We start from the raw sequence: 12,668 nt of genomic DNA, 5'->3' as shown, positions 1-12,668 counted from the left end.
CCTGGCGTGAACGATCCTCGGACCCGCATCGCCATTCGCGTAAAGGACTCTTGTCACCGCCCGGCCGACCTGCCATCCCCCGGCGCGCCGACGCCTCCCACTCCCCGGCTGACCTGCGGCTTCACCCCGTCACGGTCCCGTTACCCGCAGGTGGCGTGGCAGCTCCACCGCACCTTCCTCCCCCCGTCCCGGGCCTTCTTCCTGAACCGCTTCGGTTGCACTGATGTTGCAGACATGTAAATGTGTCGAATGAACATGGGAGCGCTCCCGAGCGTATCCCCCGTCCCGTCCGGCGCCCCCACGCCGGCGTCCCGAGGAGCATGATGAAACGTCCACTCCGCGCCATCGCCGCCGCCGGCCTGCTGGCCGCCGGATCGCTGGTCGCCGTCGCGTTCGGCGGCACCGCCTCCGCCGACACCCAGATCTGCGAGCAGTACGGCTCCACGGTGATCCGGTACGTGGTGCAGAACAACCGCTGGGGTACCACCGCCCAGCAGTGCATCAACGTCACCAGCACCGGCTTCGAGATCACCACCCAGCAGGGCTCCTCGCCGACCAACGGCGCGCCGGTGTCGTACCCGTCGGTCTTCGTCGGCTGCCACTACACCAACTGCTCCCCCGGCACGAACCTGCCGATCCAGGTCAGCTCGATCAGCAGCGCCACCAGCAGCATCAACTACAAGTACGTCAGCGGGGCCACCTACAACGCCTCGTACGACATCTGGCTCGACCCCACGCCCAAGCGGGACGGGGTGAACCAGATGGAGATCATGATCTGGCTCAACCGGCAGGGCTCGATCCAGCCCATCGGCTCGCCGGTCGGCACGACGACCCTGGTCGGCCGGACCTGGGAGGTCTGGCGGGGCAGCAACGGCTCCAACAACGTCATCTCGTACGTCGCGCCGTCGCCGATCACGAGCATGAACTTCAGCGTGCTGGACTTCATCAACGACGTGAAGAACCGCGGGGCGATCACCAGCAGCTGGTATCTGACGAGCATCCAGGCCGGCTTCGAGCCGTGGCAGGGCGGCGTGGGGCTGGCCGTGAACTCCTTCTCGGCCAGCGTGAACGGGGGCGGCTCCACCACCCCGCCGCCGACCACGCCTGCGCCGACCACGCCGCCGCCGACGGGCGGTGGGTGCGCGGTGAAGTACACACCGAACGTGTGGAACAACGGGTTCACGGCGGACGTGACGATCACCAATCGCGGGTCCAGCACGATCAACGGGTGGAACCTGACGTACAGCTTGCCGGCCGGGCAGCAGGTGACCAATGCGTGGAACGCGACGGTCACGCAGAGCGGGTCGGCGGTGAGTGCGCGGAACGTGAGCTTCAACGGGTCGATCGCGCCGGGGGGTACCGCGAACTTCGGGTATCAGGGGACGTTGAGCGGGGCGTACTCGTCGCCGACCAGCTTCTCGCTCAACGGGGTCGCCTGCTCGCGCGCCTGAAACACCTTCGTAGCAGCAGGGGGACGTGACAATGCGTCACGTCCCCCTCCTCACTTCTCCGATATTGCCACTGACTGCTATCCGAGCACGGCCGGCCGAATAATGCTTGCTTCTTTGACCAGCGCCGCGTAGCTGGATCGGTCGACCGTCAACGGATCGACCAGCCTGGAGGTAGCCGCCTGCAAGAACTCGACGGCTCGATCGAGTTGCGCCTGGAGTTCGTTGCCCCCCACTGGAACGGGAGCGAATTCCACGTCGTACCCCTGAACATCCAGGGAGACAACCATGGGCTCAATCGCGTACTGGATCCAAATTGGTTTGAAGTCACCATCCGCGACTGAAGCCGCAACTACCGCAGCGTCCACACATATCAAGGCATCCTGCGCGTAAGTGCTCCACGGCGAGTCCAGCTCGTGGCCGTTCGGCACCGAATCCAGCAGGCGCTGCCGCAGCTCAGTATGGTCACCTTGCGGCGCACCGCCCACAACATGATCCCTGACAAGGTCGAGCGCAATCCGGACGTCCGGGAAGGACCATTTTGCTGAGGTCCGCTGCTCGACATCATCGAGCAGCGGCGCCAACGCCTCGGCGCAGGCTCCGAACAGAGCCGACCTTGCACGCGACGAGAGCGGCTCGAGGGAGAGAGCAAGGTGTTGGATTGTCGAATCGAGATCAAAATTGGCCATCAGTTGTGCTCGATCCCTAAAGCATCCATCTGACCAGCACAATCATGCCTATCCGGGCCGCATGCACCCTGATTGTCACTCGCCACACGCTTGAGTGGTGGATCGAAGAAGTTTTGGTTGTCCACCAAGAGGTCCTCCTCCGCGTGGTTACCTTTGTGGTCCTTTACAACTCTGATATTGAGCTTCTTGGCCATGTTCCTCATGCCAGCATCGAGGCCGTTACTCGAGCCGACAGTGAGGTTACCAGCCTCGTCCTGACCCACCGCGATCACTCTGCCGTTGACTGCATGGGGACTGTCGCCTGCCTCACGAATTTGCTTGGCATAACCCTTCAGGGTGGGGACGTCACAAATCTCGTTGTTGTTGTGGACGAGGACCGAGCCGGTGCCTACCCCGACGAAGTAGGTGTGAGTGACGTCGACCGTCAGGTCGTACATTCGCTTGGCGCCGAGGTAGGAGCGTGCGGCCACGACGTCGGCAGAGGACCCGTCGAGCATCCGCAGTTTCTCGCCCAGTCGAAGCTTGCCGGCCTCCACCCAGTCGTTGCGGCTGAGGCTCCAGATAGGATGGTTCTGGGTGGTTTCCAGAGCCTTCCGCTGCGCACCGACTGAGATAATCAGGTCGGTCAGGAGAACATCGCGGTTGATGTGAGTCGCGACAACAGAGTGCGACTCCTGCTTCCCCTTGATGGTGTTGGCGGTCAGGACCCTGTCGCCTGGCTTCACCTTCTCAATCGGCCGGGTGGACCCGTCAGCCATGAGGACCACCGTGCCCGGGGCGAAGCTGTGGCAGCCCTTATTGAGAAGGCTCTTCGCTCCATCGACGAGGTCGCCAAGTAGGCCCTTGACCTTAGTGGTGAGGTTGGCTAGCTTTTTCCACTTCCATGGAGCGCCATACCGTACGGCGAGCTTCCCGAGGACGCCGCCAAGCATGGCACCCGCGATGTTGCCGGCTGTCGCCAAGCAGCCACCCAAGTCACCCTGCGTGAAGCAGCTGAGTGCATCGGTGATGCCCAACTCGTCCGCGAGAATTTTCGCCAAGGCCTTAGCCGAGTCGAGAATCTTCTGCTTGGCTCGCGCGATTCGCGCCTGCCGCTCCTTCTCCACAGCAGCTGCGAGAGCCGCTCGGCGGTCAGCCTCACTGGCGCGAGGATTGTTCCAGACATTCTTGGTCGGCTCGTCCGGGTCGTACGCGCCCGAGCAACCCCCACAACCGTCGTTGTGCCCCTTGACCTTGTGGTAGTTGCCGTACATGTCCTCGTAGTCCGCACCGGGACCGCAGGCGTCGTCAGAGCACGCCTTCAGGCCGTCGGGGTCGGAGAACGAGATCGGGTTGTTGTTGGCGTAGGCGTACCCGTTCATCTGCTGCGGATCGCCGTTGTCAATGATCGGGTCGACGGAGATGAACCGACCGGTGACGATGTCGTACTCGCGGGCCCCGATGTTCACCAGACCCGTGGTCGAGTCCAGGTTGCCGTTGACGAAGCCCTTTTCGGTCGGCCACTGCCCTGGTGCCGGCGGGTTACCTCGGGATTCACCGAACGGCGTGGTGCGCCGGTGCGTGATTGCGCCGGTCTCGTCGACCGTCGCCTGGCCAGTGCCGTGGTGGTCGGAGGCCACGTAGAACAGGCCGTTGAGCTTGCGGACGACCGTGCCACCGCCCGGCAGCGAGTAGTAACGCGTGGCGTCGGTGGCCCGGGTGGTGTGGTTGAGCCGGATCTCCATGCCCGGCAGGTAGAGGGTCGTCGCGTTCGGCTCCTTGCGGAGCATGCGGGAGCCGTCCACGTCGTAGAAGAAGCTGGTCTTCTTGCCGGCGGCGTCGGTGACCGACTCGAGGTTGCCCTCGGCGTCCCAGACCAGGTTCTGGTCCTCGCCGACCTTCGTTCGCCGCTTGGTGTTGCCGGCGGCGTCGTACTCGTAGGAGTAGAGACGGTCACCCTGCGGGGTGGTCTCGGTCATCTGGCGGAGCGTGTGCGGCTGCGCCGTGCCCGCCGTCGGGTACGTGTACGCCCGATTGATCAGCGTGCTGCCGTCGGTGCCGTACTGCGTCTCCGTCTTACGGTTGCCGGTCAGGTCGAACGTGTATGCGTGGTGGTAAGGAGCCACCCCACCGACACCTGTCACCGACGGTCCGCCGGCACACGGGTCCGTCGCGGTGCTCGCCGACGTCCACGCCTGCTCCATGCGGCGCAGGTAGTCGTAGGTGAAGCACTGAACGTCCCGGGTTCCCGACGGGGTGTTAGAGATCCGCAGGATGTTGCCGGAGGCGTCGTACGTGTAGTTGGCGTCGAGGTCGATGACCGGTGCGCCGCTGCGGTCCAGCCGCAGGTTGGTCAGCCGCTTCGAACCCTGCTCATACCGGTAGGTCGACCAGACCTTGTTGGCGCCCAGCGCCGCCTCGGTCTGGATGACCTCACCAGTGGTCGAGTAGTCGACGTCGGTGAGGTAGGGGACATCACCCGTGGTGGCGGTGAGCCGCTCCAGATTGTCGTAGGTATAGGCGATGCTTTCGACCGGCAGACCACCACCTTCGGACATGCCCACCGCTCGGACCGTGCCGTCCTCGTTGAACTCGGTGGCGAAGCTGTACATCCCGGCCAGCTCGGTACCGGCGTGCTGCGGCACCTGGTAGTAGGTGGCGTGCGGCCGGTAGAACTCGTCGTAGGCGGTGTAGTAGGTCGCGTACTCTTCGTCCCCGACCCAACGGCTGGTCGAGGAGAGCTGACCAAGCATCTCCAGGTCGTACATCGAACTGGTGAGCCGCACACCGGTCTCGGCCTCGCCCTTGTAGGTGGCGATCTTGCGGCCGATCTGGTCGTAGGTGGTGCTGATCTTCTCGCCCACGCCGTTGGTGGTGCTGGTGACCCGGTCCAGGTTGTCGTACGTGATCGTCGACGTGCCGGCGTCCGGGTCGATCGACTTGACCTTGCGGCCGATCTGGTCGTACTCGTGCTTCCAGACGTTGCCGGCCGGGTCCTTGACCGTGGCGACCTGACCGGACGGGGTGTAGGTGTACTCCGTCTTGTCGAACGTGCCCGTCGGGCCGGTGCCCTTGTACTGCAGCAGCTGGGTGGTCTGCCCCAGGGCGTTGGTGATCGTTGTGGTGGGGATGCCGCCCTGCGGCGGGTCGACCGAGGTGCGGTCACCGCCGTAGGTGGTGGTGGTCCGCCACTTCTCGTTGCCCGCGACGGAGGTGATCTCCGCCGTGACCCGGTCCGCCCCGTCGTAGACGTAGAACGTCTGGCCCTCCACCTCGCCCACGGTGGCGGGGAAGATGGTGTCGGTCGGCGCGCCCGCGGCGTTGTAGGTCGCGTACGTCCGGTCGAGCTTGCCGGTCGGGGTGTACATGGTGTCGGCGACCATGCGGGTGCCGTTCGGCCCCTCGGTCTGCACCTGGCGCGGACGCAGCAGGCCGTCGTGCAGCTTGTACTCGACGCTGTAGGTGCCGTCGTTCTGCCGCTTCTCGGTCTTGATTGCGACCGGCTTGTCCGTGCGGATCAGGTACGTGTACTTGATGCTCGGGTCGAGCCCGGCAGCACCCGTGCGGTCGGGCATCCACACCTTGGTCAGCCGGCCCAGCGGGTCGTACTCCAGCAGGCTGACCAGGTTGTTCGGGTCGGTCTGCTTGATCGGGCTTCCCCAGGCAGGGGCGTACTCCGTCGTGGTGAGGTGGCCGAGCGGATTGGTCTCGACCACCTTGGTGGTCAGACCGTTCGTCTCGGTGTAGTCGGTGGTGGTGGTCTGTCCCATCGCGTCGGTCGCCGTCTTCGGGCGGCCGTACGAGTCGAAGGTGCCCGACGCGGCCGTGATGTAGGTCGCGGTGGTGCCGTCGTGGCTCTTCAGTCGCTCCGACTTGGTCGGGTTGCCGAACGTCGGCGCCACCCCGAAGGCCTTGCCGTCGTAGTGCGTCCGGTTGTCGGAGATGACCTGGGTCTTGCGGTCCGGCGTGACGGAGCACGCCACCGACACCGACTCGGTGCGCGCCACCAGGCTGTAGAGGTGAACGGTCGCGTTGTCGGCGTACGTGGTGCGGTTGCAGGCCTCGTCACCGGTGACGTTCACGTCGCCGAGGTTCTCGGTCTGGGTGACGCGGCCGAAGGTCGTCTCGAAGGTGGAGACGTTCTTGGTCTCCCGGAAACCTCCTCCGGCCAGCGCGACGAAGCTGCGGGTGGCCGAGGTGTTGGTGAACCAGGCCTTCTTGTCGCCCCAGGTGTGCGACTCGGTAGCGGTGTTGTGCCGCCAAGGGGTGGCGATGTTCCGGCTGACCACCGCCGCGCCGTTGTAGACCGTGCTCTCCAACTGGTGCCCGGAGAACTGGTCGTAGTCGATGTGCTCGACGCCGTCGGAGTCGGTCACCCGGACGTCCCGGGTGCTCGTGCTGCTCGGGATCTTGTCGCCGTGCATGCCGCGCAGGTAGCGGTACTCGGTCTTGGTGGTCTGGGTCTGGCCGTTGCCGACGGTGACGACGACCTTGCCGTAGCCCCGCCACTCGTTCCAGGTGAGGTCCTTCGGGTCGCCGATCCCGTCCGGGTCGCCCTTACGCCAGGCGGCGCCGTCGAGGTAGTTGTACTTGGTGACCATGTCCGGCGCGCCGCCGGTCCGGTCGGTCTCGATGACCGCGGCGACCACGTACTTGAAGAACCAGTCCGTGATGGGGTCGCCGGTGCCGAGCGGGTTCCACTTCACCGGGTAGCAGCGCTTGGTGCTGTTGCCCTCGGTCGGCAACGTGCTGGCGGTGCAGTCCGGGGTGGCGTAGTTGACGTCGATCTGGCCGCCCGTGTCCGTCCAGACCGTGGCGAGGCGGAACCGGACCAGCGGGCCGATGTTGTCGTTGTCCCGGTCCACCCGGTTCGGCAGCTGGAGGCCGCCCAGCTCCACCGACGGCATCGCGATGTCCGCGCCGGCGCCGTACATGCCGGTGTGGGTGATCTTGTGGAGCCAGAGCGTGCGGGAGCCGTCACCGTTGTCGGTGAGCAGGTGGTCGAGCTTCCAGTTGTCGACCGGGGTCCAGCCGGTGCCCTCGCGGATCTCGGTGGTGATGCCGGTCAGCCGCGCACGGGTCCAGAACGTCGGGCTGATCTGGTCGAGCTTGCACTTGATGTTCGCGTTGCAGTTGCGGTCGAACGGCACGTCCGGCCAGTACGGCGCGGTGGTGGTGGTCAGGTCCTGCGGGTCGCAGTCGATGGTCCCGGTCGGCAGGCACCGCTCCTTGACGTCGAACCGCACCCGAGCCGGGGCGTTGGTGGTGTAGACGGCGTTGTGCCGCTGCCCGTAGTCGACCCGCTTGAGGTAGCCGCCCCGGTGGTAGGGCACGCCGTTGACGTCGGTCTTCTTGGACCGGGCGTAGTGGTTCGTCTCGCGGGCGTAGTAGTACGAGCTGACGTTGCCGTAGCGGTCCTTGACGTAGTCGAGGCTCCACCGCCACGCCTGGTCGCAGTACGACTCCAGGAAGGTGGCCTTGTTGCAGGGCTCGTTGGCGTCGTCACCGAAGACCGGCACCGTCCAGGTGGAGTTGGTCGTCTCCTTGCCGGTGACCCAGCCGGGGAGCTTGTTCAGCCCGAAGTAGTACTCGGTGCCGTCGGTCGTGGTGACCTTCCAGTGCTCACCGTCGTTGTCGTCGTTGTCCGCGCCGGTGGACCGCTCGACCTTGGAGCCGTCGTCGGTGGCGAACTTCCAGGTGCTGCCGCTCTTCACCAGCTCGGTGGACTTGCCGTTGAGCAGGATCGTGGCGTTGTCGTACGCCCAGCACTGGTCGACGTACTGGTCGTGGCCGTCGTCCGAGCACGACTTGTAGCGGCGCTCGATGTGGCCGGGCTCGTAGTTGAAGCCCTCGCCGACCCAGGAGCCCTGGTTGTTGGTCGCCGCCGTGCGGCCGTCGACCGACTGCGACGAGTAGGCCAGGGTGATGCCCGGCGCTCCGCCACCCGGCACCGGAGGCGTGCGCACCGGGTAGCTCCAGGAGAAGCCACCGGTGGACGGGGCCACCGACCACTTCGACGACGGCGCGAGCTTCGTGGCGCCGTAGTCGCCCTGCGAGGAGGACTCGGTGGCCATCATCGCGAAGGTGGTGCCGCTGGACGCCGCACTCACCGTCGCCGACAGGGTGCGCTTCTCCGCGTCGTTGACGGTCGGCACCGGCTCGGCGGCACAGGCCGCCTTCTCCGGCGTGGTCAGCGCGCACTCCGGCAGCTTCACAAGCTTCAGCCGGGAGCCGAAGTCACCGCCGTACGCGCCGGCCAGGCCCTCGTAGCTGACGCCGAGCTTGACGTCACCAGCCGTCTGCTGGCCGTCGGCGCGGTTCATCCGCACCAGGGGGCCGTCGACCCTGGCCCGCTCGGAGGCCTTGCGGTCGAGCACCTCGACGCGGACCTTGCTGGGAGCGATGGCCGGCGTCGTCGCCGGGGCCACCGACTTGGCTCCGGCCTTCGGGGCGGGAGCGGCCACGGCAGCGACCGACACCGAGAGGCCGCCGGCCTTGGCGGTGGCCTCGGGCCCGGTGGTGACCTTGGCGGTCTTACCGGAGTCGCGTGCCCCGGCCTGCGCTGGCGCGGTCACCGGAGCGGCGGGCACGGTGATCTCGGTGGCACCCGCCGCGGGCCAGGTGACCTTGGCGGGAGTGGTCGTGGCGGCGTCCGCCGCCGGGTTGCCCTTGCGCGGCTTGACGCCGAGCGGGGCGCGGTTGGGCACGGTCTTGCCCACGTCGGTGGCCGTCGGGCGTTTACGCTCCGCCGCGGCCGAGGCGGGGGCGGTGGCCACCTGGATGAGACTCACGCTCATCACACCGGCCATCGCCCAGGACACCGGTCGCACCACCCGGCGCTGCATAGCGCCGGACGCGACCAGGAGTCGGGAGAACATCCACCCTCCCCAGGGGTTGATTGGACAGGTAAGCAGAAGGCGTCGGGGCCGTCCCCGGGAGGACGGCCCCGACGCCGGTGATGTCAGAGGTTGGGCTGCTCGATGACCAGGCTGGTCCGATCGATCTTGATCTTGTCCGCCACGCCGTTGTAGATCCGGACGTCGTCGATGGCCCCGGAGAGGTACTCCTGATCCACGCCGTTGATGAATGCCCTGCCGAGCTGAATGCTGCTCAGGGCGGGCAGCGGCTTGTCGAGCTGTACGGCGCGGGGCTTACCGTTGAGATAGAACAGGAACTCACGGCTGTACCCGTTGTAGACCAGCGCAATGTGGTCGCCCTTGCCCACCCGAGACGGGCTGTTGCCGTGGACGGCCGGCTTGAACACTGCACCGGCGCCAGTGTCAGCGGTAGCGGCCATCTCCCAGAACCCGGCGGCATTGCTGCGGACGACCGCGACGCTGCTGTTGTCGGCACCCTTGATCGAGACCGCCGTCATCGGATGGTTCTGTGAGCCGCTTGTAAAACGAACCCGAGCGGTGATGGTGAAGCTGCCCGCAGGGTCGACGAGCGGCGTGGCCGTCTCGGCGTACTGGCCTTTCTGCCCCTTGAACAGCAGATACCCCTGGCCCATCATGCCGGTGATCGGGTTGGCGCTCCGCACGAGACTGTCCTCCTGCCCGAGGATCAGCGCCTCTCCGCCGGCGTCGTAGTTCGGGGTGTTCTTGGCCGTCTGGGTGCTCATCTGCCAGTAACCCTTGCGGTCCAGCTTGTGCTTCTCCAGGCCGGCCACGTCCTCGCTCACGACTGGGCGGTCGAAGACGGATACGTCCGCCATGCCCCCCTTCCAGAAGTCGGAGTATTCGCCGCCCTTGTAGGTGTGCCGGCCGAGCTGGAGGGCACCACGGGCCCGGACCAGCGAGCGACGGTCCTTGACGACTGGAGAACCTGCACCGACCTGCAGAGAGATCTTCTTGTTCGGACCGTCGAAGACCGCCGTGATGAAGGTCCAGTCAGTGGTCGCCGGACCCGCGGTCACTTTCCATTCGCCCAGGCTGATGACATCGTTCGTAGGCATCCGGAAGAACCAGGTGCCCTGGTCGACGCCGAGGCTGAAACCTGGCTCGCCGGTACCGTCCTGGCTGACCGCCACCTGGCGCCGGTTGATGTCGTCGACCCGGAACCACCCTGTAATCGAGAAGCTCTGGCCCGTATCCGTCAGCACCGACTTGTCGGTGACCAGATAGGCGTTGGACGTGCCGTCGAAGGTGGCGGCAGTGTCCCACTTGCCGAGCGAACCCGGCTGGTCGAACTTGACGCCGCTGCCGATCCTGGCGTCGTTCGAGCCCCGGGCGTCGTCCGCACGCGATGCTCCTGCCGCGTCGGCCATCGGCCACTGCGCCACTGGAGGCCGCTTGCCAACGCGGAACGTGCAGGTGGCGGGGGCACTGTGCCGCTTCGCCAGGTCGATGGCCTTGACGAAGAGGTTGTTCGGACCCTCCTTCTTCGGCGCCCACCTGATCGTGACCGGGGTGGTCGCGGTGGCCGGCTTCACCCGAACCGCCGGCTCGTCATTGAAGGTGTACTCGTACTCGGTGACGTCGGTGTCCCCGGTCGCAGGAGTAAAGGTGAAGGCGCCCTCGACCCCGATGGAGCCACGCCACTGTTCGTCGTCGAGGCACTCGGGAGTGGTGTCCTCGCTGTCGGCGAGGTAGTCCGGAGAATCGACGTCGGGAACCTTCGGACTGGTCGCATCGAACGTGAACTGGCATACGTTCCGGGAACCGTCCGAACTCCACGGACCCCAGCTCACGCCGTCACCACCACGGACATCCCAGGAGATGACCACGTTCTGCGGGATGGTTTTGGGCACCCAGTAGCTGAATTTGGACCCGCTGGCCTTGAACCCAGTCTTGGTCTGGAGAACTGTCGGGGTCGACGTGCCGTTCGGCGTGTAGGTCACCCGGAACTCGGCCTGGACCTGCTCGGTGTGGGAGGACGAGTGGTCCGGGTCACGGATGAACGCGTCCAGCCGCGGCACCTCGGAGGTCAGGGGCGCGGCGGAGCCGTAGGCGCAGATGCCGCCGGGCGACAGGAGCAGATCGGATTGGTTGGGAATCAGCGGCGCCCGGTTGTAGCGGACCGAGAGCACGGCGTTGTCGCAGAAACGCTTGGTGTGCGTCGAGTCGCTCTCGTTGACCGACTTCAAGCCGAGCGTGACGTTGCTCCACCCCCTCGCCACGGCCGTCTGTACGGCCGACTTGGCGTCCCACTCGGTGTTCTGGTTGGTGGAGGTGCAGGTCGACTGCACGCTGGTGGGCGAGTTGGTGTCCAGGTGCGTCGCGGTCGACCAACTGGAGCCACCGGGCTGGTTGCTCCAGTTGGTGGTGGTGGCGATGCCCGCCGGCATCAGATAGAGCGCCGCCGCCCGGGCGGTGGAGTTGTAGACGTGCTGCATCGTCACCCGGAGCTTGGCCTCCAGGATCGTCGTGCCCGCGTACGGCGTGGAGAGCCGGTAGAAGAGGCGCTTCACCAGCGAGTTGTTGCAGGAGCTGGGGCACCGGCCGATGCGCTCGTGCCGCTTGCCGTCGAACTTCCAGTACTCCTCGGACGGGTAGCCACTGTCCACCATCGCCCAGGCGCTGTTGGTGCTGCCCTGCCACACCGGGTCCACGTACACCGGGTAGGTGGTGTCCGGGTCGGCGAGCATGGCGGCGTCCGGGGTGAGGCTCAGGGCGCCCTGGGAGTAGGAGAGCCCGACCTGGGCGACCTGCGAGGCCTCACCGGGGCCCCGGGCGGACGCCTCGTTCGGGTCTTCCGAGCCGGTGGTGGTGTCGGTGTCCGCCATGGCGGACGAGCGCAGCCCGCTGGTGACGGCCTCCCCGCCCTCCTGGCTGCCGCTGTCCCACATGGTCGGCGCGTCGGCCTCCATCACCGGGTTGCCGGTGGCCGGGTCGAGGGCGACGATGCCGCCGTCCTCGGTCTCCTGGATGGTGAGCCCCTGGCCGGTGACGCCGAGCCGCAGGTTCTGCAGCTCCGGCAGGTTGGCCGCCTCGGGGGTCTTGAGCACCAGGACGTGGGAGAAGCCCTCGACGGTCACGAACGCGACCAGGTCGACGTCCTGGAAGACCCCCGGGTAGACGAGCTGGTCGCCGTTGACGGTGGGCGTCGGCAGCGGGTTCGGCCAGGTGAGCGTCATGACCCGGGAGTCCCGCTCGGCGACCATCAGCGGCGTGGTGCCGCCGTTGGACAGCCGCATGTTGAGCAGCGCCGCCGTGGGCGCGTACGTCCCGTCGGGCTGGGCCACGAGCGTCGCGTCGGCCGGCACCCACGCGTCGTTCTGGAGCACCCGGACCGCCTGCGTGTGCTCGTTGGCGACCAGCGTGCCGTCGGGCTGGGCGAACACGTCGCGGTACTCGCTGCGCTCTGCGAGCACCTCGACCGACTGGTTGAGCGCCTTGGCCGCGAGCAGCGCCTCGGCCTCGGTGTCACGGACCGGGCTCTCCTCGACCGCGGCGACCGGCGCGGTGGCCGGCGCCGACTGCGGCGGTTCCACGAACGCGGCGCTGGACAGCAGGCCGGCGAGGCCCACCATGAGGCCGAGCGTGAAGAGCCGGCCCCGCTTTCTCGTACGACGGGCCACCCTCAGGTCCTCCCCCGTTGAACTGCGTGGATT

The 12,668-nt window shown here is 66.7% G+C and carries 4 protein-coding genes; 1 reads left to right on the top strand and 3 read right to left on the bottom strand.

Going from position 1 to position 12,668, the window contains the following annotated elements; genetic code table 11:
- The first annotated feature begins 323 nt into the window (after positions 1–323).
- Positions 324–1,451 carry a GH12 family glycosyl hydrolase domain-containing protein gene (locus tag ACSNN7_RS09285; protein ID WP_436680266.1) on the top strand — a complete coding sequence of 376 codons (1,128 nt, stop codon included), beginning with the start codon at positions 324–326 and terminating at the stop codon, positions 1,449–1,451.
- A gap of 77 nt (positions 1,452–1,528) precedes the next feature.
- Here the strand turns inward: ACSNN7_RS09285 and ACSNN7_RS09280 are convergent, their stop codons facing one another.
- The 3 genes from ACSNN7_RS09280 to ACSNN7_RS09270 form a co-directional block, all read right to left on the bottom strand.
- Entirely contained in the window at positions 1,529–2,137 is a 609-nt protein-coding gene (locus ACSNN7_RS09280) for a hypothetical protein (protein WP_436680265.1), read from the bottom strand.
- Positions 2,137–8,994: an RHS repeat-associated core domain-containing protein gene (locus tag ACSNN7_RS09275; protein WP_436680264.1), complete on the bottom strand. Its 6,858-nt coding sequence runs from the start codon at positions 8,992–8,994 to the stop codon at positions 2,137–2,139. Before ACSNN7_RS09275 ends, ACSNN7_RS09280 begins: the two co-directional genes overlap by 1 nt.
- Before the next feature lie 83 nt (positions 8,995–9,077).
- Positions 9,078–12,587, bottom strand: coding sequence for a LamG-like jellyroll fold domain-containing protein (locus ACSNN7_RS09270; RefSeq protein WP_436680302.1), 3,510 nt, complete (start codon positions 12,585–12,587; stop codon positions 9,078–9,080).
- Positions 12,588–12,668 lie beyond the last annotated feature (81 nt).

It is taken from the genome of Micromonospora sp. URMC 105 (genome assembly GCF_051386295.1).
GTDB lineage: Bacteria > Actinomycetota > Actinomycetes > Mycobacteriales > Micromonosporaceae > Micromonospora.
The sequence above is the reverse complement of the archived record's forward strand: the minus strand, read 5'-3'. Positions and strand labels throughout refer to the sequence as shown.

Bases quoted from the DNA above. Each gene is read 5' to 3' on its own strand.
- ACSNN7_RS09275 (WP_436680264.1), bottom strand. From the start codon at position 8,994: ATGTTCTCCCGACTCCTGGTCGCGTCCGGCGCTATGCAGCGCCGGGTG.
- ACSNN7_RS09280 (WP_436680265.1), bottom strand. From the start codon at position 2,137: ATGGCCAATTTTGATCTCGATTCGACAATCCAACACCTTGCTCTCTCC.
- ACSNN7_RS09270 (WP_436680302.1), bottom strand. From the start codon at position 12,587: ATGGTGGGCCTCGCCGGCCTGCTGTCCAGCGCCGCGTTCGTGGAACCG.
- ACSNN7_RS09285 (WP_436680266.1), top strand. From the start codon at position 324: ATGAAACGTCCACTCCGCGCCATCGCCGCCGCCGGCCTGCTGGCCGCC.